The organism is Streptomyces sp. KR55, assembly GCF_052245645.1.
Taxonomy (GTDB): domain Bacteria; phylum Actinomycetota; class Actinomycetes; order Streptomycetales; family Streptomycetaceae; genus Streptomyces; species Streptomyces flavusporus.
This window is the reverse complement of record NZ_JBQQCE010000003.1, coordinates 1-25,289: the sequence shown is the minus strand read 5'-3', so window position 1 is coordinate 25,289 and position 25,289 is coordinate 1. Positions and strand designations below refer to the sequence as shown.

General features: G+C 70.1%; 21 protein-coding genes and 2 pseudogenes. 9 read left to right on the top strand and 14 right to left on the bottom strand.

Features of this window, described 5'->3' with window-relative positions; genetic code table 11:
* Positions 1–86: 86 nt before the first annotated feature.
* Genes ACTWQJ_RS00755 through ACTWQJ_RS00740 form a run of 4 tightly spaced genes read right to left on the bottom strand, consistent with a single transcriptional unit; the run spans position 87 to position 4,835 of the window.
* Positions 87–1,151: a hypothetical protein gene (locus ACTWQJ_RS00755; protein ID WP_443304655.1), complete on the bottom strand. Its 1,065-nt coding sequence runs from the start codon at positions 1,149–1,151 to the stop codon at positions 87–89.
* 59 nt (positions 1,152–1,210) lie between these two features.
* Positions 1,211–2,149 carry an N-acetylneuraminate synthase family protein gene (locus ACTWQJ_RS00750; RefSeq protein WP_443304654.1) on the bottom strand — a complete coding sequence of 313 codons (939 nt, stop codon included), beginning with the start codon at positions 2,147–2,149 and terminating at the stop codon, positions 1,211–1,213.
* Positions 2,150–2,163: 14 nt separating this feature from the next.
* Positions 2,164–3,444 (bottom strand): cytidylyltransferase domain-containing protein, encoded by a 1,281-nt coding sequence (locus ACTWQJ_RS00745; RefSeq protein WP_443304653.1) that lies wholly within the window; start codon positions 3,442–3,444, stop codon positions 2,164–2,166.
* 41 nt (positions 3,445–3,485) lie between these two features.
* The gene (locus ACTWQJ_RS00740; protein ID WP_443304652.1) at positions 3,486–4,835 is read right to left on the bottom strand and encodes a DUF6716 putative glycosyltransferase; all 1,350 of its coding nucleotides are present in this window, start codon (positions 4,833–4,835) and stop codon (positions 3,486–3,488) included.
* Positions 4,836–5,033: 198 nt separating this feature from the next.
* Between ACTWQJ_RS00740 and ACTWQJ_RS00735 the strand changes: the two genes are divergently transcribed.
* From ACTWQJ_RS00735 to ACTWQJ_RS00715, 5 genes are all read left to right on the top strand, one after another.
* Positions 5,034–6,020, top strand: a complete 987-nt coding sequence (locus tag ACTWQJ_RS00735; protein WP_443304651.1) for a glycosyltransferase family 2 protein — start codon at positions 5,034–5,036, stop codon at positions 6,018–6,020.
* A complete protein-coding gene (locus ACTWQJ_RS00730; protein ID WP_443304650.1) occupies positions 6,020–7,351 on the top strand; it encodes an alpha-2,8-polysialyltransferase family protein in 1,332 nt (443 codons plus the stop codon). Before ACTWQJ_RS00735 ends, ACTWQJ_RS00730 begins: the two co-directional genes overlap by 1 nt.
* 96 nt (positions 7,352–7,447) lie before the next feature.
* A complete protein-coding gene (locus ACTWQJ_RS00725; RefSeq protein ID WP_443304649.1) occupies positions 7,448–8,311 on the top strand; it encodes an FkbM family methyltransferase in 864 nt (287 codons plus the stop codon).
* A gap of 166 nt (positions 8,312–8,477) precedes the next feature.
* Positions 8,478–9,548 (top strand): S1 family peptidase, encoded by a 1,071-nt coding sequence (locus tag ACTWQJ_RS00720; RefSeq protein ID WP_443304648.1) that lies wholly within the window; start codon positions 8,478–8,480, stop codon positions 9,546–9,548.
* Positions 9,549–9,951: 403 nt separating this feature from the next.
* On the top strand, positions 9,952–10,464 hold the full coding sequence (locus tag ACTWQJ_RS00715) for a hypothetical protein (protein ID WP_443304647.1): 513 nt from the start codon (positions 9,952–9,954) through the stop codon (positions 10,462–10,464).
* On the opposite strand, the gene ACTWQJ_RS00710 is transcribed toward ACTWQJ_RS00715, so the two are convergent.
* The 3 genes from ACTWQJ_RS00710 to ACTWQJ_RS00700 form a co-directional block, all read right to left on the bottom strand.
* Positions 10,436–10,780, bottom strand: a complete 345-nt coding sequence (locus ACTWQJ_RS00710) for a transposase (protein ID WP_443304646.1) — start codon at positions 10,778–10,780, stop codon at positions 10,436–10,438. The two genes, ACTWQJ_RS00715 and ACTWQJ_RS00710, sit on opposite strands and share 29 nt — an antisense overlap.
* Before the next feature lie 293 nt (positions 10,781–11,073).
* Positions 11,074–13,410 carry a glycosyltransferase gene (locus ACTWQJ_RS00705; protein WP_443304645.1) on the bottom strand — a complete coding sequence of 779 codons (2,337 nt, stop codon included), beginning with the start codon at positions 13,408–13,410 and terminating at the stop codon, positions 11,074–11,076.
* Complete coding sequence (locus tag ACTWQJ_RS00700; protein WP_443304644.1) at positions 13,407–14,912, bottom strand: glycosyltransferase family 29 protein; 1,506 nt, start codon at positions 14,910–14,912, stop codon at positions 13,407–13,409. Before ACTWQJ_RS00700 ends, ACTWQJ_RS00705 begins: the two co-directional genes overlap by 4 nt.
* Before the next feature lie 287 nt (positions 14,913–15,199).
* On the opposite strand from ACTWQJ_RS00700, the gene ACTWQJ_RS00695 reads away from it, so the two are divergent.
* Complete coding sequence (locus ACTWQJ_RS00695; protein ID WP_443304643.1) at positions 15,200–16,366, top strand: acyltransferase family protein; 1,167 nt, start codon at positions 15,200–15,202, stop codon at positions 16,364–16,366.
* Positions 16,367–16,373: 7 nt separating this feature from the next.
* On the opposite strand, the gene ACTWQJ_RS00690 is transcribed toward ACTWQJ_RS00695, so the two are convergent.
* Both ACTWQJ_RS00690 and ACTWQJ_RS00685 read right to left on the bottom strand, forming a co-directional pair.
* The gene (locus tag ACTWQJ_RS00690; RefSeq protein WP_443304642.1) at positions 16,374–16,700 is read right to left on the bottom strand and encodes a TetR/AcrR family transcriptional regulator C-terminal domain-containing protein; all 327 of its coding nucleotides are present in this window, start codon (positions 16,698–16,700) and stop codon (positions 16,374–16,376) included.
* Positions 16,651–17,889 (bottom strand): annotated as a pseudogene (locus ACTWQJ_RS00685) (RNA-guided endonuclease InsQ/TnpB family protein). Before ACTWQJ_RS00685 ends, ACTWQJ_RS00690 begins: the two are co-directional and overlap by 50 nt.
* Positions 17,890–18,089: 200 nt before the next feature.
* Between ACTWQJ_RS00685 and ACTWQJ_RS00680 the strand changes: the two are divergent.
* Together ACTWQJ_RS00680 and ACTWQJ_RS00675 are read left to right on the top strand one after the other, a co-directional pair.
* Positions 18,090–18,744: pseudogene (locus ACTWQJ_RS00680) on the top strand (FAD-dependent monooxygenase); the annotation flags it as partial.
* 164 nt (positions 18,745–18,908) lie between these two features.
* Positions 18,909–19,856 carry a class I SAM-dependent methyltransferase gene (locus tag ACTWQJ_RS00675; RefSeq protein ID WP_443304641.1) on the top strand — a complete coding sequence of 316 codons (948 nt, stop codon included), beginning with the start codon at positions 18,909–18,911 and terminating at the stop codon, positions 19,854–19,856.
* A 206-nt stretch (positions 19,857–20,062) separates the two neighbouring features.
* On the opposite strand, the gene leuE is transcribed toward ACTWQJ_RS00675, so the two are convergent.
* From leuE to ACTWQJ_RS00660, 3 genes are all read right to left on the bottom strand, one after another.
* Positions 20,063–20,710 (bottom strand): leucine efflux protein LeuE, encoded by a 648-nt coding sequence (gene leuE / locus ACTWQJ_RS00670; protein WP_443304640.1) that lies wholly within the window; start codon positions 20,708–20,710, stop codon positions 20,063–20,065.
* Positions 20,711–20,836: 126 nt separating this feature from the next.
* Positions 20,837–21,109, bottom strand: coding sequence for a type II toxin-antitoxin system Phd/YefM family antitoxin (locus ACTWQJ_RS00665; protein WP_443304639.1), 273 nt, complete (start codon positions 21,107–21,109; stop codon positions 20,837–20,839).
* A 69-nt stretch (positions 21,110–21,178) separates the two neighbouring features.
* Complete coding sequence (locus ACTWQJ_RS00660; protein WP_443304638.1) at positions 21,179–22,759, bottom strand: acyl-CoA mutase large subunit family protein; 1,581 nt, start codon at positions 22,757–22,759, stop codon at positions 21,179–21,181.
* Positions 22,760–22,913: 154 nt separating this feature from the next.
* Between ACTWQJ_RS00660 and ACTWQJ_RS00655 the strand changes: the two genes are divergently transcribed.
* On the top strand, positions 22,914–23,780 hold the full coding sequence (locus ACTWQJ_RS00655; protein WP_443304637.1) for a L,D-transpeptidase family protein: 867 nt from the start codon (positions 22,914–22,916) through the stop codon (positions 23,778–23,780).
* A gap of 202 nt (positions 23,781–23,982) precedes the next feature.
* Here the strand turns inward: ACTWQJ_RS00655 and ACTWQJ_RS00650 are convergent, their stop codons facing one another.
* Both ACTWQJ_RS00650 and ACTWQJ_RS00645 read right to left on the bottom strand, forming a co-directional pair.
* On the bottom strand, positions 23,983–25,029 hold the full coding sequence (locus ACTWQJ_RS00650; protein ID WP_443304636.1) for a hypothetical protein: 1,047 nt from the start codon (positions 25,027–25,029) through the stop codon (positions 23,983–23,985).
* Positions 25,029–25,289: RNA polymerase sigma factor (locus ACTWQJ_RS00645; RefSeq protein WP_443304635.1), on the bottom strand; the 261-nt coding region annotated here is incomplete at its 5' end. The genes ACTWQJ_RS00645 and ACTWQJ_RS00650, both read right to left, overlap by 1 nt.

The window sequence follows — 25,289 nt, the reverse complement described above, 5'->3', positions numbered from 1 at the left end:
CTCTCACCTCAGCCAACCTCGCAGGTCAGAGGGTAACAAGCGGTTATCGCCGGGCCGAGCACGGCAGTTGTCGCCCGTCGGCCGACTCACACCGCCGTCACCGCCGACAGCCGGTGCACATCGCGGGCCGTCCCCGTCACTCCGTCCAGGAAGCCCTGGGCGCGCGGTGAGGCGGTCCGGGTGAGCCATTCGGGGTTGATGTCGCAGACGGCGACGCGGACGTCCGTGCCGGCGAGGGCCAGCGGGAGGGTGTGGACGACCGTGGACGGGAAGCTGAGGATCGTGCGGCCGACCGGGCCGCGGCGGGCGATGAGTTCCAGGGGGAGGTCGGGGCGGACGATCTCCAGGCCCGTCTCCACCGCGAGCCGGTGGAGTTTGTCGGTGCTCTCGCGGCGGTGGGCGAAGTAGCGGCGGGCCCCGTGCGCCTTGGCGAGGGACCGTACGGCGTCGATGTACCGCTCGCCGTCCACGACGCCCGTCTCGACCAGCGAGGTGCCGACCATGTCGGCGCTCTTGGTGATGCGGGGCGGGCCGAAGCGGGTGCGGGTCCAGGAGAAGTCGTTCGCGGTGACGGTGACGCCGCCCGGCGCCTCGTCGATCGGCATCGAGGAGAAGATCTCGACCCGGCGGCGCTCGCCGGGCGTCAGGCGGCGCCGGGCGGAGGACGACACCGGAGCGAAGAGCAGATCGCGCGGGCCGGGACGGCTGCCCCGCCGGTGCCAGCGCTCCAGGCGTTCACCGCGGGCGAGTTGGGCGACGAACTCCATCGTCGCCGTCCCGTCGTCCACGACCACCAGGTCACGGGCCCGCGTTATCGTCAGCAGAAGTTGTACGTACCGCGAGAACGGATCGCCCATGACGATCCGTTCCGCGCGGCGCAGCGGCCCCATGAGCCCGCCGATCGTCTGGAAGGGTGCCGTCGCGCCGCCGCGCGCTTCCTCCCAGCGGACCTCGTAGCCCTCCTCGCGCGCCAGTTCCGCCATCCGCCGCAGCTGACCGCGGGTCATCGGGTCGACGGGCGACAGGACCACGAGCATGAGCCCCGCGCCGGGTGCGTGGACATGCGCCCACTCCAGCACGTTCAGGAGCTGTACCGGACTCTCGACGAAGGCGAGAGTGTGAGGGCCGGCATTCCCGGCGCGGGGGCTCATCGGCGTACGACCGTCCCGTCGTAGGGCGTTGTGGGGGTTGTGAGGGGCTGACGGTGCCGTCAGACCTGGAGCGGCTCGCCCGCCGCCGCGGCGATCTCCGCCTCGGCGACGACGCCCTGGACGCGGCGCAGCTTCTTCATCGGGCCCAGCTCGGACTCGTAGACCTTCTTGACGCCGTCACCGAGGGAGGCCTCGATGGTGCGGATGTCGCGCACCAGGCGCGTGAGGCCCTGCGGCTCCACGGAGGCGGCCTGGTCCGAACCCCACATGGCACGGTCGAGGGTGATGTGACGCTCGACGAAGGTCGCCCCGAGGGCGACCGCGGCGAGGGTGGTCTGCAGGCCGGTCTCGTGGCCGGAGTAGCCGATCGGGACGTTCGGGAACTCCTTCTCCAGCGTGTTGATCACGCGGAGGTTCAGCTCCTCGGCCTTCGCCGGGTAGGTGGAGGTGGCGTGGCACATGAGGATGTTGTCGGAGCCCAGGACCTCGACCGCGTGGCGGATCTGCTTCGGCGTCGACATGCCGGTGGAGAGGATGACCGCGCGGCCGGTGGCGCGCAGCGCCTTCAGCAGCTCGTCGTCCGTCAGGGACGCGGACGCGACCTTGTGGGCGGGGACGTCGAACTTCTCCAGGAAGGCGACGGCCTCGGTGTCCCACGGGGAGGCGAACCAGTCGATCCCCTTCTCCTTGCAGTACTCGTCGATCTGGCGGTACTCGGCCTCACCGAACTCCACGCGGTGGCGGTAGTCGATGTAGGTCATCCGGCCCCAGGGGGTGTCGCGCTCGATGTCCCACTGGTCGCGCGGGGTGCAGATCTCCGGGGTGCGCTTCTGGAACTTGACCGCGTCGCAGCCCGCCTCGGCGGCCACGTCGATGAGCTTGAAGGCGTTCTCCAGCTCGCCGTTGTGGTTGATGCCGATCTCGCCGCAGATGTAGACGGGCTTGCCGGGGCCGACCTCGCGGGAACCGAACGTACGGAGGCGGGAGTTGGTGCTCATGGCAGGAACTTTCCTTACTTGGTGGAGGGGTCGAGAGAGTCGAGAGAGGGTCCGAGGATCCAGCCGGCGATCTCTCGGATCGCGCCGACGCCACCGGGGACGGTGGTGACCGCGCGTGCGGCGCCGCGTACCACGTCGTGGGCGCTCGCGACCGCTACCGGCCAGCCGACGAGGGCGAAGCACGGCAGGTCGTTGACGTCGTTGCCGACGTAGAGCACGCGCTCCGGCGCGATGCCCTGCTCCTCGCACCACTGCTTCAGCGCGAGGTCTTTCCGGTCGACGCCGTGCAGTACCGGGATCCTGAGCTTCCGGGCCCGGGCGGCGACGACCGGGTTCTGTTCCGTGGACAGGATCAGCATGGTCAGGCCGCTGCGTCGCAGGGCCGCGATGCCAAGGCCGTCTCCACGGTGCACGGAGACGAACTCCCGTCCATCGGCATCGATCAGCACCCGGTCGTCTGTCTGGGTGCCGTCGAAGTCGAGTACGACCGCGTCGATGTCGGCGGCGGTCGGAAGGGCGCCGGGGCGGTCCGCGTCGAACAGCGGCGCGAGGGCCCGGGCGCGGGCGAGGTCGTGCGGGTCGTCGATCTCCAGCACGCGCGCGGGGTCGGTGCGCACCAGCTCGGTGCGGCCGAAGAAGCGGTGCTGGTGCTCGCGGAAGCCGGCCGCGTTCATCGCGTAGGCGGCGCCGGTCTCCAGCAGGTCCTGGGGGCGGTCCTGGCGGCGCGGGCGGAAGGACTTGTCGTGGTTGACGCCGTAGCCGCCGCCCGTGCTGAGGGAGTCGGCGGCGGTGACGACGCTGTCGGCCGCGGCCTCGGCGTCGGCGTCGCGCCAGATGAAGCCGTGGAAGGGTGCGACGGTGACGGCCGTGTCGGCGCCGTTCTCGACGACCGCGCCGGCCACGCCGTCGATGTCCTCGCGGATCAGGAACGGGCTGGTGCACTGGACGAGCAGGACGGCGTCGACCGGGGAGCCGTGCAGCGCCTCGTGGGCGTCCATGGCGTGCAGCACGGCGGCCTCGGAGGTGGCGGTGTCACCGGCGATGGCGGCGGGGCGCAGCACGACCTCGGCGCCGGCCGAGCGGGCGGCGGCGGCGATGGCCTGGTCGTCGGTGGAGACGACGACGTCGGTCACCAGGCGGCTGGCGATGCACTCGCGCACCGCGCGGGCCACCAGCGGGATGCCGCCGACCGGGGCGAGGTTCTTCGCGGGTACGCCCTTGGAGCCGCCGCGCGCGGGGATCACCGCGAGCACCCGGCGCACCGAAGCGCCTTGGCCTGCTTCCGGGTTGGACATTGGCTCTACTCCTTGACGTGCGTGAGGTGAGGTCCCGTGGCTCACAGCTCCCCCATCCGCCGGATGACGGGCGCGACCCGCTGGACGCCGTGCCGGTAGGCGCCGCGGGCGGCGCGGCGGACTATCTGGCGGACCGGGCCGGGCTCCTTGTCGTGGGCGGGGGCGCCGGGCAGCGGGGTGCCGTCGGGGCCGAGGTGGTGGCGGGCGAGAATGCCGGGCAGATAGCCGGGGGCGGTCGCGGGTGTGTAGTACGGCGTCAGGGGCGGCAGTCCGCCGGGCCGGCCGAGCAGCTTGGCGATCCGCTCGCGGGCCGCGTCGAAGGCCGTGTCGTACGAGCCGTCCGCGGCGACGCCCTGCCGGGCCACCCAGTCGGCGTCCGGCGTGGGCCGGTGCCCGGCGTCGAGCTGGTCCCAGGAGGCGAGGCAGCCGGAGCCGACGAAGTGGTGGTTGCCGAGTACCTCGCGCACGCCGAGGTCGGTCAGGACGACGGTGGGGATCCGGCGGTGCAGTGACTCCAGCGCGGCCGTCGAGCTGACGGTGACCAGGAGGTCGGTGCGGTCGAGGACCTCGCCCATGTTGCCGTACACGAGCCGGAAGTTGGGCGGCAGATCGCCGAGCTTCTGCGCCAGCTTCTGGTACGGCAGTTCCTCGATGTGGGTGGTGTGCTCGCCCGGCTTGGAGCGCAGCTTGAGCAGCACCTCGCGTTCGGGGTGCAGCCGCGCGTGCTGGACCAGGCGGTCCAGCAGGTACGTCCGGTCCTTGCGGCTCTCCGGAACGGACGGCTGGGCGGCGAAGACGACGGTGTAGGGGTCGTGCTCGCCGGTGTACTTCGCGCCGCCCAGGAACGGCAGTGCCACCTCGGTGACCGCGGAGGAGTCGGCGCCGACCCCGTCGTAGACCGCGCGGAAACGCTCGGCGTCCTGGCGGGAGTTGGCGAGGACGAGGTCCGCGCCGTGCCGCAGCAGAAGGCCGTCGGCGAGCTTCTCGTAGACGACGCCGACATAGCCGGTGACGACGACGGGCCGCGTCTCGCGGTCCGCCCAGACACGCCCGAGGCCGTGCAGCATCGCCTGGACGCCGCCGCCGACCAGGGAGAGGACCAGGACGTCGTACGACTCCTGCGCCATGATGCGCAGGAACTCGACGGCCGTGACCTCCCTGAGGGAGTCGGCGCGGACGCCCACTTCGGCCAGTTGGCGGGGGGTGGGGGTCGCCCGGCCGCGCAGTAGAAATCCGTCCAGGGCAGGGGCAACTTGCGCCTCGCCTTGCGGTCCGGCTTCCATGGACGGGCCCGGAGCGATACGGCTCGCGGTCAGGGCACCCCATTTCCATCGGGTGTCGGAGTCCGCGAGTACTGCGATCCGCGTGGGCTTCGTTGTACTTGGTGGCACGTCCAAGACGCTACGAAGCAATTTCTAGTTGCTGGCCAACCTCGCCTCAACGAAAAGTTAACAGCAACCCACCGAGAGCCGAACTGCCCCGCCGAAGTCCAGGAAGTACACGGGATGCACCGTTCCGACACATTGAGTTCACCCTCAGTACCCTCACCGGAAAGTTCCGCAGCGGGGCCAGCTCCTAGGCTTTCGCAGGTGCCAAAGCTTTCCGTGATCGTGCCGTTCTACAACGTGCAGCAATACGCCCCCGACAACCTGAGAAGCCTTCGCGCCAATGCCAGGCCGGACTTCGAGTTCATCCTGGTCGATGACAAATCGAAGGACGAAACACCGGCCATTCTCGAACGTGCGGCCGATGAACTCTCCGCGGTCGCTCAGGTGCGCTATATCCGCAGAGAGGAAAACGGAGGGCTGGCCACCGCTCGCAATACCGGCCTCGATGCCGCGACCGGCGAGTACATCACCTTCCTGGACGGTGACGACTGGCTGGCCCCGGGCTACTACACCGAGCTGGTGGCGGCCATCGAGGAGCTGGGCTGCGACTTCGTGCGCACCGACCACGTGCAGGCCACCGCCCGCGCCCGCAGCGTGACCCGTGTGCCCGTCGGGCGGCGGTACGAGGTGATGAACCCCCGCGACCACATCCTGCCCGCCCACCGCACGACCTCCGTGGACTACGCCTACGCCTGGGCGGGCGCCTTCCACCGCCGTCTGCTGGACAAGGGCGTCCTGCACTTCACCGACGGACTGCGCACGGCCGAGGACCGGCCGTGGATCTGGAAGCTGCACCGTGAGGCGGAGTCCTTCGCCGTACTGAACCTGCTCGGCGTGTTCTACCGGCGCGGAGTCGCCGGTTCCCTCACGCAGATCGGTGACGTCCGCCAGCTCGACTTCATCCGCGCCTTCGACCAGGTCGTCGAGGAGACGGCGGCGGACCGTGACGCCGACGTGCTGCTGCCCAAGGCGGTGCGCACCTACTGCGCGATCATCGCCCACCACCTGTCGGAGATCGACAAGTTCGAACCGGCCGTGGCCAAGCAGCTGCGGATCATGAGCGCGGCGGCGATAAAGCGCATGCCGCAGGACGCGCTCGGCGACGTACTCGACACCATGGACCTGCGCCGCGCCTCCAAGCTGCGGCGGCTGCGGCGCCGGGTCACCACAGCGAAGGCGGCTGCCTGATGTCCCGTACCACCCAGATCTTCTGCGTCTCGACGCTGTACGGCGCCGCGACCCTGGCCGCCGCGATCGACTCGGACTGCTTCGCCGAGGCGGACCGCCGGGTGCTGCTGGTGTTCAACAACTCGGCCACGCCGGAGACCACCCCGGCCGTCGACGAGATGCCGGGCTTCGGCACGCTGCGCGACCACTTCGACGACGTCCTGTCGTACAACGAGGCGATCCGGCCCTTCCACCCCGGCGCCTGGGCGCCGCGCCCCGACGACATGCCACTGTTCGAGCGCCATCTGCGGCTGCTGTGGGGGCTGGGCGACGACCGGGTGGAACTGGTCATGGAGTCCATCCAGGTCAACCCGGCGCTCGCGCTGGCCCAGATCTTCACCGGCGCCCCCCTCGTCGTCTACGCCGACGGGCTGATGAGCTACGGCCCCACCCGCAACAAGCTCGACCCGCTGGTCGGCACCCGGGTGCGGCGGCTGCTGCATCTGGACCTGGTGCCGGGGCTCACGCCGCTGCTGCTCACCGAGTTCGACGTGCCGGCGCAGGTGGTGCCGACGGACGCCTTCCTGAAGGTGATGAGCGGCCTCACCGGCGCCGCGGGCGAGCTGCCCCTGCTGCCGGACAACGCGGCGCTGCTGCTCGGCCAGTACCTGTCCGCGCTGAACATCCTCTCCCCGGCCGAGGAGGAGGACCTGCACGTGCGGATGATGCGGGGGGCGGTGGCCCGCGGGCACCGCTCCATCGTGTTCAAGCCGCACCCCACCGCGCCGGCCCGCTACAGCCGGATCCTGGAGACCGAGGCCGAGAAGCTCGGCGTCGACCTCACCGTCCTGGACACACCCGTCCTCGCCGAGGTGCTGTTCGAGAAGTCCCGGCCCGGACTGGTCGTCGGCTGCTTCTCGACGGCGCTGTTCACCGCCTCCGCGTTCTACGACCTGCCGGTCGCCCGTATCGGCACCGAGCCGCTCCTGGAGCGGCTGACGCCGTACCAGAACAGCAACCGGGTCCCGGCGGTGCTGGCCGACGCGGTGCTGCCGGACCTGGAGAACCGTAAGGGCGAGGAGACCGTCCCGGCGGACACGCTGTGGGCCCTGGTCACCGCCATAGGGTTCACCATGCAGCCGCAGATCTACGCGAGCCTGCGCCCGGCGGCCGAGCGCTACCTCTCCGAGCACTTCGGCCCGCGCACCCAGCGCTACTTCAAGCGCAAGCGGCTCACCTCGCTGGGCCTGCCCGGCGGCATCCCGGAACGGCTGTCCTTCCTGCCGCGCAACGCGACGGCACGCCGGGTGGTGCGCAAGGCCCGGGCTTTGAAGAAGGCCGTACGCCCCTGAGGTTCGGTGGCCCGTACGGTGGGCCGCGGCCCGTGACTCCAGGATCACGTGCCGCGGCCCACCCGCGTATGTTCCGGGAGCCTGCGACAGACCGAGATGGGGCCCTACGATCGCAGCATGCGTATACCCCAGCTCGAAGAAGCGAATGCCCGCATGCTGGCCCACGCACCATCCGTCCGGCCGGTCAGCACGAGCGACATCATCGTCACCCACCGCAAGAAGCACCCCTACAGGGGCTACGCAGAGATCAACTCACCCTATTGCCCACCATTCGTCATGTTCTGCGTGAACGACGACGCGGTCGCCCTCGACACCTTGTGGAATGGTGAGTTCGGTTACGAGCCCGGCAGCCTCGCCACCTGGTCCAAGCTGGCCGCGACGAGCGCAACGATCGCCGACGTCGGCGCGCACGTCGGCTATTTCTCGATGATCGCCGCCCTAGCCAACCCGAAGGCGAAGGTGCATGCCTTCGAGCCGGTGGACCAGATCCACGCCCGCCTCTCGGTGAACGTCCGATCGAACAGCGTCCAGAACGTCAAGCTCTACCAGGCTGGGGTCTCCAGCCACGCGGGGTGGGCCGAGATCAGCGTCCGCTTCTCGGGAAACCTACTCTCCACGGGCTCGACCCTGGAGGCGGCCGCCGTCGACGCCGAGCTGAAGCGGATCCGACTGCTGTCCCTGGATGAGGTGTTCGCCGATACCAAGCTGGACCTCATCAAGATCGACGTCGAGGGCCATGAGATGTCGGTCCTCGAAGGAGCCCGGCAGGTGCTGAAGCGTGATCGGCCGACCGTGATGCTCGAAGCGCTGCGGGACGCGGAGATGGACGCGCTCCTCTCCGAGTTCAACCCCCTCGGCTACGACTGCAACTGGGTCACCGAGGCCGACGGGACCCTCGTGCCATGGTATGCGCCCCGGCCACGCAAGACGCGGAATCTGCTGTTCACGCCGCACGATTGAGCTCGTTTCATCCTGAAGTTGCTGGTCACGGGTCTGGTGTGGCGGTGGTTGGGTGTACTCGTGCTGGCAGTGCGGCATGATCGTCGGGCTTGATCGTCCGTCGAGGATCCTTTGGTGACTGCCTGTTCTGCCTGCACGCGGCGTCACGCGGACGGCAGGGGGATCGGTGGACCCGATACTGGAGCGGATCGGCGCGCGCCGCGCTTACCTCGCTGAGCAGGCCGAACTGCCCCCCGCGCACGCGCGGGAGACACCGGCGCCGTCCGCCGACCCCGCGGCGCTGACCGCGCTGGCCGCCCGGCTCGGTGACGACCGGTCCGGGGGCGTCTACCACGCCGACGGCCGCCTGGTCGTCGCGGTGACCGACGAGGCCGCCGCACAGACCGTCCGGAACGCCGGCGGGACGCCGGAGCTGGTCGCGCACAGCATGAAGGAACTCAAGGCCGTTCATGCCCAGCTCGACCGGCTGGGCTGGATCGGCAACACCTCGTGGGGTGTCGACCCCAGCAGCAACCAGGTGTCCGTCGGGATCCACGACGGTGTCCCGGCCGCCGACCGGGCCCGCATCGAGGCGGTCGCCGCGGCGCACCCGGGCGCGGTGCGCATCGAGCGGCTCTCCGGCACGCTGCGGGAGGCCGAGACCCCGCTGCACGGCGGCATGATGATCAATAACGGCTCGGGCTCTTACTGCAGCGCCGGGTTCAACGTGCAGGGCAACACCGGGAACAAGTACCTGCTCACTGCCGGGCACTGTGCCAGAGGCAACGACAACTGGTATGTGGGCGAGGGAAGCACCCGCATCGGCACGGTGATCGACTGGAACGACAGACCCGGCGACTGGGCGGTCATCGACTACCGCAACGCCGACGTCACCCCGTACGGGACGATCCGGTTCAGGGACGGCACGATCTCGCAGATCGACAGATCCCGTTACCCCGATGACGGGGAGACCGTCAGACGTACCGGCGCTACCAGCCAGGACATGTCGGGCACGGTGCTGCAGGTGGACACGACGGTCAACTTCGGCGGCGGCATCACGCGCGAGCACATGATCGAGACGACGCTCTGCCTGCGGAGCGGTGACAGCGGAGGCCCGCTCTTCATCGGCACCACCGCACTCGGCATCACGTCCGGCGCCTTCGAGCTCGACGCGCCCTGCAGCGACTCGGTCGTCGGCAGGAGCTACTACTACCCGTTCCAGAGGCTACTCGACGCGAAGAGCATGTCCGTCTACTGATGGGCCGACGGGACCCGCACCGAGGCGTTCGGTGCGGGTCCCGGTGCGCGACCCTGACGCTCGTTCCTCAGCCGTAGGCTTCGAAGCACGTTGCGGCTGCTGGCCGGCCGCTCCTCGCTCAGCGGGACGCGGATGCCGTCCTGCTCGGCGATCCAGTGGGCCTCGTAGCCGAGACGGCTGAACTCCCGGACGGGCGCGTGCGACAGAGCGCCCAGGAGCGCGCCGCCGTGCTCGGGCCGCCGCCCTGGGAACCGATCTGGATGACGCTCGGAGGGGGTTAGTTGGTGTGGTGGGTGGTGGCTGATCTGGTGTGTTGTTGGTTCGTTGAGAAGCCATCGGCTTTCCGAACGTGATTCTTTGGTTCGGGGTGGGCGGGCATGAACTCCGGTCGGCGGCGGGAGAGATGAGCGTGTTCGTCCGCTCGTCTCGTTCGTGGAGGTGGCTGGTGCCGTCGGTGCTCGGTCTGCTGGAGGGCCGGGAGAAGCAGGTCCGGGAAGAGATCGCACGGTTGCGGGAGGAGGCCGAGCGGGTTCAGGCCGCGCTCGACGAGGCGGAAACGGTGCTTCAGCGTCTGGCGGATGCCCGTGTGACGGTGGCCGAGGTGCTGGCCATGCCGCTATCCACGGTGATGGAGCCGCGGCGGGGTGCGATGCCGGGGTCGGTGGTGCCGCGACGGGCCGAGGGTGTGACAGCGTCGGTCCTGCCTGCGGACTACCAGCGGATCATGTCCGTGCTGGAGTCGGATGCTGGCCGGGAGGGCATGCGCTGTCAGCAACTGGCAGCGGCCCTGGGCCTGGAGGCGGTCCCGGCGAAGGTCAAAGGACTGCGGTCGAAGGCGAAACGCCAGGTGGAGCGGGGATGGGCGCTTCAGGTGCGGCCGGGGGTGTTCACCCCGCTCGCGGTGCCGGCCGGCTGAAGGCACTTCGACGGCGCCCGGCCAGGCGCCCGCTCATGAGCATGGTCATCGACCACAGCACCATGGACTCGTGCATGGCGGGCAGCGTCTCGTAGTCGCGCACCAGGCGACGCGAGCGCATCAGCCAGCTCAGTGTTCTCTTCACCACCCACCTGCGCGGCAGCACCACGAAGCCCGTGGCGGTGTCGGAGCGTTTGACGATGTCGACGGTGAGCTGGAGCTTCTCGGCTGCCCAGCCGACGAGCCGGCCCGCATAGCCGCCGTCCGCCCAGACGAGCCGGACGGAGAAGTACAGCCTGCGAAGCCGTTCCAGCACAGGTACCTCGGCGTCCCGGTGTCCTGCACGTTCGCCGCGGTCACCATCACGACCAGGACCAGGCCGAAGGGAACAGGAAGGAAGACGGCCCGCCAACGCGGAGTGTTCGGCCGGGACTCACGGAGACTCCCCTCCGGCGGGGAGTAGCCGCCCCAGCGGCCGGTGCGCCCGGCGGCGAGGGCGCAGTGCAGGTCGCCGGTGAGGCGCCAGGCGGGCCGCCAGCCACCAGTACGGTGACCGGCGGCCGCCCCGTCGAGGCATCGTTGGCCAGGGCAGTCGCCAGGCGTCAGGCCTCAGCCGCCCAGAATCACCCGCAGATCCGCCGCGTTCGCCTCGGTGACCTTCCACAGTTCCTGCTGTCGGCCGTGTACGTCGGCGACGGTGGCCGCATGGTCCTTGAGCAGGTCCTTGGAGCGTTCCACCAGGCGGGCGGCGAGGTTGCGGTCGTGCACGGAGACACCCCACTCGGGGCGCTCGATGTCCCGCAGGAAGTACGCCATCTTCGGGTGCGAGATCAGGCTGATGATGGGCGTGCCGCAGCCGAACGGGATCATGCCCGCGTGGCCGCGCATGCCGATGACCAGCCTGGTCCTGGCGTACAGGTCGCGGATCTCGTCGTTCTCGAAGTCGTACATCGGGATGACGGGCATCGAGACGCCGTGCTCGCGGCGCAGGTCGAAGGCGAGCTTCTCGTCGTCGAGCGAGTGCGCCACGCACTGCACCTCGCCGAGGTTGCCGAGCTCCCTGACCGCCTTGGCCATCTGGGCCAGGAAGTAGCCGTAGTCGTGGCCGAAGCGGAGCCCCGCGCGGTCGTAGGCGGCGTTGATGAGGATGGTGTCGTCGCGCCTCGCCGGGTCCTGCCAGTTCGCGACGAGCTGGCGGGTGACCGTGGTCGGGCAGGGCTGGAAGCGCACCTTGTCGTGCAGGTGGGCCGGGAGCATGGCCCGTACCTTCTCGATCGAGCCGTGGTTGCGCAGCCCGAAGAAGGCGGACTTCTCGACGAGCAGACGCAGCGACTCCCGGAACCGCTGGGCGCGGTAGGACTGTCCGTCGAAGGCGTTGAAGCCGACGGCGTACACCGCGATCGGCACGTCGATGCGCTTCAGCAGCTCGTCGGGGACGTTCCACTGCCAGGCGCTGTTGCCGTTGGGCATGGTGTCCGGGATGAACAGGCCGCCGCCGCCGATGACCAGTCCGCGGCGGGCGTTGACGCGCTCCAGGGCCGCCTCGTCGAACAGGCGGTGGGCGTGCACCGAGTGCCAGCGGCGGCTGGTGGTGTCGGGGTCGAAGCCGAGGCGCACGCTCTCCGGGAGCAGCTTGTCGCCCGCGTTGCCCTGCCGGTCCATGTAGAAGGCGACGTGCGCGAGCTGCTCGGCGGGGCTGCCGGACTGCTGGGTCGGGACGCCGAGGGTGCGCTGCTGCCAGATGCGACTGGCCCGGTGCGTGGGGTCGACGGTGAGGCCCTGGACGGCGTACTGCTGCGCGGTGGCGTCGTCGCCGTGCACCCAGGAGATCTGGGCGAGGCGGGCGAAGGCGGTCGCGGCGCGGTTGGGTGCGGCGGTCGCCAGCAGCAGCTGGGCCCTGGCCTCCTCGTAGCGGGAGACGCTCATCAGGGCGTGGCCGTAGACCTCGTGCGGCCAGGCCTCGTCGATGGGGATGTGGACGCGCTCCATGATGTCGACGGCGGCCTGGTAGTCACCCTTGGCGATGTGCGCGTGGGCGACGCGGCGGGCGGTGTCGACGTGGCCGGTGCGCTCGACGTGCGGGGTGCCGAAGTGCACCAGCAGGTCGTGGTGCATGGTGCCGCCGCCGGTGAGGTAGGCGGCCTGCAGCTCGGCGTCGCTGAGGTCGAACTCGCGCCAGCGCTCCTGTGCCTGCTCGTAGCCGGCCTCGCCGCCCTGCCAGGGCTTGTGGCGGCCGGTGAAGTGCAGGATGGCGGTGTCGTCGGGGACGGGGAGGTCGCCGGACAGCCGGCGCTTGACGAAGTTGTACTTGGCGTCGAGGCGGACGAAGTCGCCGTCGAGGACGGCGTTGAGGATGCCCTGGTCGTGTTTGTCGAGCTCGTAGGAGCCGCTGCGGCCGACCTGGTCGATCTTCGCGTAGAACTCGTCGCTCAGGTACTCCTTCTGAATGACGAGCAGGCCGCTGTTGAGCTTGTGCTGGCCGTAGAAGAACTGCGGTACGGCGGCGAGTCCCTCGCGCAGCGAGAGGAGTTCGGAGATCGAACCGAGGACGACCATGTCGGTGTCCAGGGTGATCACGGTGTCGTAGTCGCGGATCTTGAAGACGTCGAGGATGAAGTACGCCTTGCGGACCAGGTAGTTGTCCTGGTCGCCCTTGGCGTAGGAGTCGTAGTGGTCGGCGTCGACGCGACGGAAGCTCACGCGCGGGTGCAGGGCGCGGATGCGGGCCACGGAGGACGGCTTGAGGTCGTCGTGCAGGACGATGAAGTCCTCGCACACGCCCGGGTTGGACAGGGCGAGGGAGCGCAGCAGGGCGAGGAAACCGGGCAGGTAGTTCTCGTCCACGAAGCTGGCGAAGGCGATACGGCGCTTGCCGGTGAGGGCGCGGGCATCGGTGGCCGGGGCCGCGGTGCGGGCCTCGGCTGCGGATATGTGGGTCGCGGTCATCTCAGGGAAATCCTCATGCCGGAGACGCTCTGGGCCCGTTCCATGACCCACGCCTTCTCGCTGGTGTATTCGTGAACGGAGGTGATGGGCATCTTCATCGCTGCGTCGATGCGGTAGGCACCGCTCTCGTAGAAGTCGAAGCCGATCAGGTCGAGGGTCGGGCTGACGTCGAGGAAGTCGAGCAGCCAGAGCATGTTGAAGCCGGAGGTCGGGATGGCGGGCCACACGTCGGCGCCCAGCTTGCCGATGGTGCGCACGGGCCAGCGCAGCGACTCGTCGCCCAGGTACTTCTGTGCGCCCGGCACCAGGCGGTTGCGCAGGGACCACTTCCAGTCGCCGGAGATGCCGCCGAAGATCAGGCGGATGTCGACCGGCTGGTCCCAGTTGAAGCCGTGCTTGTGGATGGAGACGTGGATGTCGGTCCGCTTGCCGGTGTGCACCGCGTCGATCTTGTACGAGTTGAAACGCACGACCAGGTCGTAGGCGTCGATCTCGGCGCCCATCGCACTCTCCCCGACCTTGCCGGAGTTGGCGATGAGGCAGACGGACTTGCCGGCGATCCTGTTGCGGAACTCGCCGAGGCTGATCCACTGCAGGCCGCCGAACAGCGGGTCGGACAGCGGGCCGCGCATACGGTTGCGGCGCTGTTCGGCGAACAGGGCGATCGCCTCGGTGAGTTCGGGGGTGGGCCGCTGGTGGATGCCGGTGCACAGGTCCAGGTAGTGGCTGAGCGCCTCCTGGAACTCCTGTTCAGGAGCCTCCGCGCGGTCCATGGCCAGCAGCGCTCCCACGAGGCGGGCCTGGGCGGCGTCCCAGTCGCCGGCGGAGTGCGCCTCGAGGCCCTCGGCCCACACGTCGGTCGTCGGGCCTGCGGCGAAGGCGGCGGCGTCCGGGACGGTCCGCTCGAGCAGGGCGAGCAGCTCGCCGCGCCGCTCCTGTGCGGTGCGCAGGCCGGCCACCTTGGCGCGGACGCCGAAGCCGTCCTCCTGGGTGAGGCTCAGGTAGCGGTCGAAGGCCTCGACGGCGGCGGCCGGGCGGCCCATCGCCTCGAGCAGCCGGCCGCGCAGCCGCCAGCCGGCGCGGGAGTTCTTGCGCTGCGTCAGCACGGTGTCGTTGATGAGCAGGGCGAGGTTCAGCTCGTCGTCGTAGCCGCAGTCCAGGGCCTTGTTGCCGACGGCGAGGAGTGCGTCGAGGAGTTCGTTGCTCAGCCCGCTACCGCTGACGGCCTTGGCGCCGCGCCGGATCAGGCTGCCGGCACCCGTCGCGGCCGGCTGGGGCTGCTCCTGTGCGGCCCACAGGGCGAGCAGCTCGCGCAGCTTCTCGGCCAGCGCTGTACGACGCTTGTCGAGGCTGCCCACGAGCTTGCCGCTGTGGACGGCGCAGGCACGCAGGCAGTCCTCCAGTTCGGCCGGGTTCACCTGTGCGGTCGGCGGCCCGGCGTCAGTGGCCGCCGATGCCGGGTCCCCTGTTCGGGAACGGGACCATCTGCTGCGAACCGTCATGGTGCTCCTGCTCTGGATATGACGAAGCAGGCAAGGATCTGCCTGGGTAAACGTGGTGGATTGGAGAACAGTAAGAAACCAATACGACGACAAGGTGAACCGCTCGGGACCGGTGGGCAAATCGTGTTTCCGTCGAACGGAATTGCGTCGAACGACGTTTAGGGTGGCGGGCGGCGTCAAAGGGCATTGACAGACACCTCCGGGGGTTATGACTGATACGGGCGCATTGGGCAGGATGGGCGCCCGAACAGGCCTGCGGACAAACGAGGTAGCCGAGGTATACGAGCGTGACCGAGACGGTCGTCAGCACAGCGAAGCCCCGACCCGCTGCTCCCGCGCCGGAGAGACCGCGGGAGGCCGCGAGCGGCCGGCCGCGGACGAGAAGCTCCGGAGGCCGGCTGCGTGCCCTGGACGGGCTGCGGCTGCTGGCCGCACTGATGGTCGCGCTCTATCATTACGGCGGCCGGGGCGGTGAGGTCACCCATGCGTGGGGATCGTCACCGAAGGTCCAGTTCCCGACGTTGCACTCGTGGTTCGCCTACGGCTGTCTCGGTGTCCAGATCTTCTTCGTGATCAGCGGCTTCGTGATCTGTATGAGCGGCTGGGGCCGCCCGCTGCGGTCGTTCTTCGCCTCCCGGGTCGCGCGGCTGATGCCCTCGTACTGGGTGGCGGTCGTCCTGGTGACGGCCGTGTTCGCCCTGCCGGGGGTGGCATATGAGGCGGTGACGCCGAGTGACGCGCTGGTGAACCTGACGCTGCTCCAGCAGCCGCTGGGCGCGGACCGGGTGCTCGGCGTGTGCTGGACGCTGTGGGTGGAGATCCGCTTCTACGCGCTGTTCGCCGTGTGCATCGTGCTGCCGGGCGCCAACCGTCGGCGCGTGGTGCTCCTGTGTGCCGTATGGACCCTGCTCGCCGCCGTCACCAAGGCCGCCGACCAGCCGTTCCTCGACCTGGTCGTGATGCCGGAGTACGCGCCGTTCTTCATCGGCGGCATGGGCATCTACCTGGTGTACCGCAACCGGCAGGACGTCACCGCGTGGGGCATCGTGGCGGTGAGCTGGCTGATCGGGCAGCACGAGGCGGTGGACAGCCTCTGGCACAGCCCCTACCCGGACCAGTTCTCCTACCGTTCCGCCTCGGTCATCATCCTGATCGTCACCTTCGGCTTCGTCGCGGTCCTGGCCGTCGCGCTGGGCTGGCTGAGCTGGGCCGACTGGCCCTGGCTGACGGTCGCGGGCGCCCTGACGTACCCCTTCTACCTGGTCCACGAGCACCTGGGCTGGCCGGTCATCGAGGTCCTCCACCGGGACTTCGCCCTGACGTCCTGGGCGACCCTGGCCACCACGCTGGCGATCATGCTGACCCTGGCGTGGCTTTTCAACCGGTATGTGGAGAAGTGGGCGACGCCGTTGCTGCGGCGGTCACTGACGCAGGTCCAGGTGTCGAAGGTCTGACGCTGTCTCAGTCTGGTGTCGCGGGGGCCCGCAGGGTCGCCGCGATGCCCTCGATCACCGCCCGGAGGCCGGTTTCGAAGCCCCGGTCGCGGTCCTGGAACATCTCGAGGCCGGCCGCCGCGGCCAGCGGGTGCGCAGCCAGGCGTTCGGCACGGGCGTCGAGGTCGTAACCTTCGGCGCCCGCGGCCGGGTCCGGGCCCATGGCCTGTTCCTCGATGGCATGGCCGATGGTGTAGCTGTACGCCTTGAATGCTCTCCCTACCAGTGGAAGGGGGATTCCTGGCTCACGCTGCTCGGTGGTCCGGCGGACCGTCGAGTCTGACGCGATCGACACCAGCCGGGTCCAGACCTGCCCGGCGGAGCATCACGAACGCGGAGTTCTTGTCCCGGGGGACGACCGCTCCGCAGGTGGTGCACCGGTAGATACGTTCGCTGAGCGGCAGGCGGTGCTTGGCTCTCGCCCCGCACGCCGCGCAGTCCGTCGTGGTGTGCGCCGCAGCCACCAGGCGCACATCCCGTCCATGCTTGCGGCCCATCTCCACCACGGCCTGTTTCGCCGCGCCAATGGCCGCGTCGGCCGCCTTGCGGGCCATTGTCGACTTCGCCAGGAACCTGGGGCGGAAGTCCTCGACCACGACCACGTCATGATCGCGCACCACGCGTTTGGCCCACTTGCGGGCGCTGTCCTGCCGCTGCCGGGCCACCTTCTGGTGCGCCTTCGCCGCCTGGTGCTTCGCCGCACGGTAGCCGCGCGAGGCGGCCTGCCCCTTCCGGGGGCGGCGGCGGACCATCTGCCGCTGATGGCGGGCCAGTTGGGCAGCTGCCTTCTTCCCGTACTGGGGGTGGGGCAGGTCGTGGGCGTCGCTGGTGGTCGTCGCGACCACGCCAACGCCCCAGTCGACCCCCAGCACCCGGCCCGTGGGGGGGCAGCGGCTCACTGGGGCGGGTACGACGAAGGACGCGTACCAGCTAGCCGAGGCTGTCCTGGTACACGCGGACCGAGGTCGGGGCGCCGGGCAGCGGGCGCGACCACACCACACCCAGCACGATGCCTCCGGCCAGGTGCAGGCGCCCCGCGGTGAGACGGAAGCCGCGCTGGGTGTAGTTCAGGCTCGGCCGCGAGGCGCGTTTGCCCTTGCGGGTCTTGAAACGCGGCAGGCCCGCCCGCTGCCGTGGCGGCAGCCCGGCCGCGATGTCCTTGAGCGCCTTGGAACGGGACCGGCCGAAGTCGCGGATCACCTGCTGCTGCGGCACGCACGAGCCCGCCCGCAGCCACGGCGTGACCTTGCGTGCCCGGGTGAGCATCCGGTCCAACTCCGCAGGCCCACACGTCCACTCCTCGCCCGGGTGAGGCCGGTTGTGCGCGTGCACCGCCTGCGAGCGGGCCACACACTCATTCCACCCCCACCGGCACCGCGCCCACTCCTCTGCCAGCCTGCGAGCCGCGCCCGGCGCCACCCGCGCCGGTACACGAAACGGGCATGCCCCGCACCCGCCTGCCGCCCCTTACCGCGTGCACCCATCCCCATCCCACCCCCGCTCCCTGTGCGTGCACAGTTCCGCACGGCGCCCGACGGCAGCCGCGCGAATGACCAGCACCGTAGTGCGAACCTCACATGCATGAACGCCCTTTGACGGCCTGATCACCACTTCCAGCGATCAAGCGGAAACCTGTTCGCCTTCCCGGCTCCTCGGGCGGCCCCGGCCTGCTCAGCATCCGCGTCGCCGGGCCTCGAACTTCCGACCTCGGACGGCGCTGGCCGAGCGGTTCCCAGCAGGCCGGGTGTTCCTCGCCGGGGACGCGGCACACGTGCACTCGCCGGCCGGCGGGCAGGGCCTGAACATCAGCGTCCAGGACGCCTACAACCCTGGGCTGGAAGCTGGGCGCGGTACTGCGCGCGGACGCCCCGGCGGGCTTGCTGGACACCTACGAGGAGGAGCGCCGCCCGATCGCCGCCGACATGCTCGGACTGTCGACCCGCGTGCACCGGGGCGAGACCCGACGCGGCGAGGCCACCCGTCAGCTCGGCCTCGGCTACCGCGACTCCTCGCTCACCGAGGAGACCCGTACGGACGCCGGCACCGGGATCCGCGCGGGTGACCGCGCGCCGGACGGAATCACGGAAGACGGGCGACTGTTCGACGTCTTCCGTGGGCCGCACTGGACGCTGCTGACCGTGGGCACGGAGGCGGACCTTCCGGCGCTTCCCGTCCCCACGGTCCGCGTTCCGACGCATGAGGCGCACGAGGCGCACGAGGCGCACCAGACGTACGGCACCGGCGTCTTCCTGGTCCGCCCCGACGGCTATGTGGGCTGGGCGGGTGAGACGGGCGTCGGACTGGTGGAGTACGCGGCACGGACCGGGGTAACCGGGTAGCCACGGGCGTCGGTTACTCGGTGGGCGGGCGCTGTCGGCGTACGGTACGTAGGGAATTGACCCGTTGTTCACCTGTCGACTGGTTTGGGCAGGTTGGCCCCCCGGGCAGGCGCTGGGGCAGTCCCTGACCGCACCATTCGCACGAGGAAGGGCGTTCTCCTTCCATGACCACTGCACATGAGGCACCCCCGCGGCCCCGACGGCTCGACGATGTTCCAGGCTGGTTCCCCGTACTCGACCAGGTCCTCTTCAACTGGCTCCTGGACCGGCAGGAGGCCGCGGGAGTCCGCGGCGACCTGCTGGAAGTCGGGGTCTACATGGGCAAGAGCGCGATCTTCCTGGGGCGCCGTCTCCAGGACGGCGAGCGGTACACGGTGTGCGACCTCTTCGAGGGCGACGCGCCGGACGACGCCAACCGCGCCGAGTCGACGAAGTCGTACAGCGCACTCACCCGCCAGGCCTTCGAGATCAACTACCTCTCCTTCCATGACGAACTGCCCCGCATCGTGCAGGGCCCCAGCTCGATGGTGCCCTCGGAGGTCGCGCCCGGCTCATGCCGGTTCGTCCATATCGACGGCTCGCATCTCTACGAGCATGTGTACGACGACATCGGCGCCGCGCGTGATGTCCTGCTGCCCGACGGGATCGTCGTCCTGGACGACTTCCGCTCCGAGCACACGCCCGGCGTGTCCGTCGCCGTGTGGGAGGCCGTGCTCACGCGCGGGCTGCGGCCCATCTGTCTGAGCACGCAGAAGCTGTACGGCACCTGGGGCGATCCCGGGCCCGTGCAGGAGGAGTTGCTGGCGATGGTGCGTGGCCGGGACGACTGCGCACTCAGCGTGCAGCACGCGGCCGGACACCGTCTCGTACGGTTGAAGTCCCGGGGCATGAAGGCTCCCGGCTTCCCGCTCTCCCGCCACGCGGACGAGCCCGAGCCCGAACTCGTCGTGGCCGAGCGGCCGGGGAAAGCGTCCGCGCCGGAGGCGACCCGGCCGGCCCGGCACCGGCACCGGCGCAGCCGCACCCGCCGCCTCGCGGTCGACCTGCTGCCGCCCGTCCTGACCCGCGCCATCGTCAACGCCCGCGCCGCCAGACAGTCACCGCGACGCTGACGCGACGGAGAAGGCCGGCCTGGCGGGCGCCGACGCAGGAGCTCGCCGGGCAGCCGGGCGTCAGCTAGAGGCAGGCTCGGCGAAGTCCGGTGCGGTTCGACAGCGCCCCAAAGGGGCGCGGGGCTGTATCGACATGCGGCTCCGCCGCGCGGGCACGACCAGCCACAACGCACCCGCAGGTGGCGTACAGGCTTCCAGCGGAGCGCTTATGCGCTCGCCACCGACAGCTTCGCCGCGAAGCCGAGGAAGAGCACGCCCGCCGCCGAGGTCGCCCCCGCCGACAGGCGCCTGCGGCGGCGGAAGGCGGCGGCCAGCTTCGTGCCGCTGAATATGAGCGCGCTGAGGTAGAGGACGCTGGCGAGCTGGGCGAAGGTGCCGAGGACGACGAAGGACAGGGCGGGATAGGCGTACCCCGGGTCGACGAACTGCACGAAGAAGGCGACGAAGAACAGGATCGCCTTGGGATTGAACAGGCTGATGACCAGGGCACGGCGGTAGGGCCGCTCATCGCCGACTGCGGCCGCGCTGTCGCCGGCGGGCTGCTCCCGCCGGGTCCGCCACATCCCCCACGCGGCCCGCAGCATCCCTATCGCCAGCCAGGTCAGATACCCGGCACCGGCGTACTTCACGATGCCGAACAACACGGCGTTGGCCTGGAGAAGAGACGCCACTCCGGCAGCCGAGAGTGTCATCAACACGGTGTCCCCGCACCACACGCCGGCCGCGGCGGTGTATCCGGCCCGGACGCCTCGGCGGGCGGCCACGGAGAGGACGTACAGGGAGTTGGGACCGGGCAGCAGGACGATCAGGACGAGTCCTGCGAGGTAGGTGGGCAGATCGATGACACCGAACATGAAAAGGAGTGTCGCACGGAGGTGTGACACTCCTCTTCCGGATTCCTCAGGCGACCCGGCCCACCTTGATGACATGCACGGTGATGGTGATGTCGTCCGGTCGATACAGCACACGCACGGTGTAGCTCACCGTTCGGCCTGCCGATCCTCGGCCTCCAGCTGGGCCATGGACTCGTCATGTGTCATGGCCGGCCCGGCCGGAGCCGCCTCGCGGGCACGTGCCTCAGCGATGTCGGCCTGACCGCGAAGGCGCTCGAGCTCCTCCAGTTCCTCTATCGGGACCAGAGCTGCCGCAGGCTTGCCGTACTCGCTGATCAAGATGTGCTCGCCCCCGTGCCGGACCCGGCCGACGAGCTGCCCGAGCTGGTTGCGCGCTTCCACGAGCGGATACATCTCCATATAAGAACTGTACACACACGCAGCTGTGTACGGCTTACCGAAACGCCGGGCCTACGCCTGTCGTGGCCCTCAGAACGCATCGCTCGGCACGTAAGTCCCCCAAACCCCGCGCAGCGCGTTGCACACCTCCCCCACCGTCGCCCGAGCCCGCAGCGCCTCCTTCATCGGGTACAGCACGTTGTCCTTCCCCTCCGCCGCCTTCTTCAGCGCGTCCAGGGCCGAGTCCACCGCCGCCCGGTCCCGTTCCGCCCGCAGCTTCGCGAGCCGTTCCGCCTGCTGGGCCTCGATGGCCGGGTCCACGCGGAGTGGCTCGTACGGCTCCTCCTCGTCGAGCTGGAAGCGGTTGACGCCGACCACGACCCGGTCGCCTGCGTCCGTCTCCTGCGCGATCCGATACGCGTTGCGTTCGATCTCGCCCTTCTGGAAGCCGCGCTCGATCGCGGCCACCGCGCCACCGAACTCCTCGACCTTGCCCATCAGCTCGACCGCCGCCGCCTCGACCTCGTCCGTCATCCGCTCGATGGCGTACGAGCCCGCGAAGGGGTCGACCGTCGCCGTCACGTCCGTCTCGTACGCCAGCACCTGCTGCGTCCGCAGAGCGAGTCGCGCCGACTTGTCCGTCGGCAGGGCGATCGCCTCGTCGAAGGAGTTGGTGTGCAGGGACTGTGTGCCGCCGAGCACCGCCGCCAGGGCCTGGACGGCGACACGGACCAGGTTCACCTCAGGCTGCTGCGCCGTCAGTTGCACGCCCGCCGTCTGTGTGTGGAAGCGCAGCATCAGCGACTTGGGGTTCTTCGCGCCGAACTCGTCCCGCATCACCCGCGCCCAGATCCTGCGCGCCGCACGGAACTTGGCGACCTCCTCCAGGATCGTCGTCCGCGCCACGAAGAAGAACGACAGACGCGGCGCGAAGTCGTCCACATCCATGCCCGCCGCGACCGCCGTGCGGACGTACTCGATGCCGTCCGCCAGTGTGAACGCGATCTCCTGCGCGGGCGAGGCACCCGCCTCGGCCATGTGGTAGCCGGAGATCGAGATCGTGTTCCACTTGGGGATCTCGGCCTTGCAGTACTTGAAGATGTCCGCGATCAGACGCAGGGAGGGCTTCGGCGGGAAGATGTACGTCCCGCGCGCGATGTACTCCTTCAGCACGTCGTTCTGGATTGTGCCGGTCAGCTGGTCCGCGCCGATCCCCTGCTCCTCCGCGACCAGCTGGTACAGCAGCAGAAGCAGCGCCGCGGGGGCGTTGATCGTCATCGACGTCGACACCTTGTCCAGCGGGATCCCGCCGAACAGCACCCGCATGTCGTCGATCGAGTCGATGGCCACCCCCACCTTGCCGACCTCGCCGTGCGCGAGGGGCGCGTCGGAGTCGTGGCCCATCTGGGTCGGCAGGTCGAAGGCGACGGACAGGCCGGTCGTGCCGTGGGCGATCAGGTCCCGGTAGCGGGCGTTGGACTCCGTCGCCGTACCGAAGCCCGCGTACTGACGCATCGTCCAGGGGCGGCCCGTGTACATCGTCGGGTACACGCCACGGGTGAAGGGGTACGACCCCGGTTCGCCCAGCTTCTCGGCCGGGTCCCAGTTCTCCAGGGCGTCTGGTCCGTACACCGGCTCGATGGGCAGTCCGGACTCCGACTCGCGCGCCATGGTGTGCCTCCCGCCGAGCACCGACTCACTTCTTGTTCATAACGATGCCGCGCCGTTCGCAACCCGTCATGCGCGGGGAACATCTCAGGTGACGTCGGTGCCCTGGGGTGGGGCGGCCGTGAGACGACGGGGGGGTGTCATGCGTACTGCGGGCATGGGGAGAGCGATAGCCGCGCTGGCGGCGCTGGTGACGGTGGGCGGCTGCACCGCGCAGGCCGTGGACGCGGACGGAAAGCCCCGCGGGCCGGTGCACATCGACATCACCAGCACCAGGCCGGCGACGCCGCCCACGACATCCTCCGACCCCGCCGAAGACGAAGACGTAGACGAACGCCAAGACGAAGACCAGGACGACAGATCCAGCACCCCGTCCCCGCCCGCCGAGCCGCCGAAGGTCCTCTGGTCACCCGGTGACACGGGCCGGGACGTGCGTGAGCTGCAGGCGCGGCTGCGGCAGGTCGCCTGGCTGTTCGACGGGCCGACGGGGACGTACGACGACCTGACCGAGCAGGCCGTCCGGGGCTTCCAGGGAAAGCGTGGGCTGCCGCAGACGGGTGAGACCGACACGGTCACCTGGCAGCGGCTGCTGAAGATGACGCGCAAGCCGGGCCAGTGGGACCTGTATCTGATGGGCGGCCAGCCCGCCGACGCCCCGGATCCGCGCTGTCTGACCGGCCGGGTGCTGTGCATCAGCAAGTCGAGCCGCACCCTGCGCTGGATGATCGACGGGCGGACGGTCTCGACGATGCCGGTGCGTTTCGGGTCGTCGTACACCCCCACCCGGGAGGGCGAGTTCCAGGTCTACTGGAAGTCCCGGCACCACCACTCCACGCTGTACGACTCGCCCATGCCGTACGCCATGTTCTTCAGCGGCGGACAGGCCGTGCACTACTCGTCCGACTTCGCCGCCCGTGGGTACGCCGGAGCCTCGCACGGATGCGTCAACGTGCGGGACGAGGCGGCGATCGCGGATCTGTTCGCCCAGGTGCGCAACGGCGACAAGGTCGTCGTGCACTGGTGAGGCGAGGGAGGGTTTCGGGGCGCGGGTGGGAACGGGGGAACGTGTCCCGCCCCCGCCGAGGTGCACGAGCCGTGGGGTACGGGGGGAACCCCGGCTCAGTGCGACGGCCGATGACCAGTCGGCTCATTCAGTACTGCGCCGCCGCGGCCGAAAATGTCACACCCTGCGCGGCGAGAAGTTCAATGCGGAACGAAACCGCAGATCAGAAGGCCGAGCGGGACGGGCTGGCGGTGGGCAGCGGCGAGGTTGCCGGCTGCTCCGGGCGACTGGGCGCGAAGGCCGACGGTGAGGACGACACGCCGTCCCGGTCGCCGGGGATGCCGGGGGCTATGTCGTCCTCGCCCTTGTCCTTGTCGTCGTCGCCTTCGCCGCCGTTGCCCTCGTCGTCCTTGTCGCCGCTCCCGGCGTCGTCATCGCCGTCGCTGCGGCCCTTGTCGACCTGGGTCTCGGCACCGCCGGCGTTCTTCAGGACGTCGTCGCAGTACTTCCCCACGCGCGACGCACCACCGGCCGCCTCCTCCAGGGCCCGCTTGCGGCCCAGGTCCAGCTCCTTGCCGTTGCGCACATCACGGCACGCCGAGGTGACCGCCTCCGACCAGCCGCCGGGCCGGCCGGCCGGGCTCTCGGCGCCGTCCCGCCCCTCGGCCGTGTTCTTGTCGGCCGGGGTGGACTCCTCGACGGCGGGGCCGCTCGTGGTGGCGTCGGGCGTGGGCGCGCCGGTCTCGCCGCCCTGCGTCGACGGAGGCGAGACGAGCGGGCGCTCCGAATCCGGTGGTTCGGCGGCCGAGACCGAGGCGGCCGGGCCGGGTTCGTCGTCGAAGGGCGTGGGCAGGACTCCGGTTCCGGCCGCGACAGCCACCCCGCCGACCATGCCGACGACCAGCGCGGCGGCCAGCCCCAGCCGCACGGGGCGGGTCCAGCGCGGGCCGCGAACAGCGGGCGTACGCCGACGGGAGCGACCGCCGATCCGCACGAGCCCGGCGTCGGAGGGGTGTGCACGGCCGGGCGCACCGAGGTCGGCGCGCTCACTGTCCCGGTCCGCCCGCGCCTTGCGGAAAGCGGCCAGCGCGGCGGCCTCACCGGGGAGTTCGTCGCTGGTCAGCGCGGGTTTCACGGACAGCGCACCCAGCGTTTCGGCAAGCCTTGCGGCCTGGTCCCCGGCGGCGGCGTCGACAGCGTCCAGTGGCTCTCCGCTCAGCAAACGCTCCGCCGTATCACGGTCCAGCCACCTGTACTGCTCGTCGGCCATCACATGTCCTTCTGCGTCCGCGCGCGCGTAGGCGTCACACTCGCGGACGTCACCGCGCGGTCGCGCGGTTCTCGCTGCGGCGGCAGGGCGTCGAGGACGCCGGCCGATTCCGGATCGACTCCCGCCTCGCCGAGGAGCTCGGCGAGCCGCTTCAGACCGCGGTGCGCCGCGGTGCGTACGGCACCCGCGCGCTTGCCCAGCGTCTCGGCGGCGGTCTTCGCGTCCAGGCCCACCACCACGCGCAGGACGACGGCCTCGGC

Bases quoted from the DNA above. Each gene is read 5' to 3' on its own strand.
- ACTWQJ_RS00675 (WP_443304641.1), top strand. From the start codon at position 18,909: ATGACCACTGCACATGAGGCACCCCCGCGGCCCCGACGGCTCGACGAT.
- leuE (WP_443304640.1), bottom strand. From the start codon at position 20,710: ATGTTCGGTGTCATCGATCTGCCCACCTACCTCGCAGGACTCGTCCTG.
- ACTWQJ_RS00660 (WP_443304638.1), bottom strand. From the start codon at position 22,759: ATGGCGCGCGAGTCGGAGTCCGGACTGCCCATCGAGCCGGTGTACGGA.
- ACTWQJ_RS00725 (WP_443304649.1), top strand. From the start codon at position 7,448: ATGGGGCCCTACGATCGCAGCATGCGTATACCCCAGCTCGAAGAAGCG.
- ACTWQJ_RS00755 (WP_443304655.1), bottom strand. From the start codon at position 1,151: ATGAGCCCCCGCGCCGGGAATGCCGGCCCTCACACTCTCGCCTTCGTC.
- ACTWQJ_RS00655 (WP_443304637.1), top strand. From the start codon at position 22,914: ATGGGGAGAGCGATAGCCGCGCTGGCGGCGCTGGTGACGGTGGGCGGC.
- ACTWQJ_RS00700 (WP_443304644.1), bottom strand. From the start codon at position 14,912: ATGACGGTTCGCAGCAGATGGTCCCGTTCCCGAACAGGGGACCCGGCA.
- ACTWQJ_RS00745 (WP_443304653.1), bottom strand. From the start codon at position 3,444: ATGTCCAACCCGGAAGCAGGCCAAGGCGCTTCGGTGCGCCGGGTGCTC.
- ACTWQJ_RS00665 (WP_443304639.1), bottom strand. From the start codon at position 21,109: ATGGAGATGTATCCGCTCGTGGAAGCGCGCAACCAGCTCGGGCAGCTC.
- ACTWQJ_RS00705 (WP_443304645.1), bottom strand. From the start codon at position 13,410: ATGACCGCGACCCACATATCCGCAGCCGAGGCCCGCACCGCGGCCCCG.
- ACTWQJ_RS00750 (WP_443304654.1), bottom strand. From the start codon at position 2,149: ATGAGCACCAACTCCCGCCTCCGTACGTTCGGTTCCCGCGAGGTCGGC.
- ACTWQJ_RS00730 (WP_443304650.1), top strand. From the start codon at position 6,020: ATGTCCCGTACCACCCAGATCTTCTGCGTCTCGACGCTGTACGGCGCC.
- ACTWQJ_RS00715 (WP_443304647.1), top strand. From the start codon at position 9,952: ATGAGCGTGTTCGTCCGCTCGTCTCGTTCGTGGAGGTGGCTGGTGCCG.
- ACTWQJ_RS00650 (WP_443304636.1), bottom strand. From the start codon at position 25,029: ATGGCCGACGAGCAGTACAGGTGGCTGGACCGTGATACGGCGGAGCGT.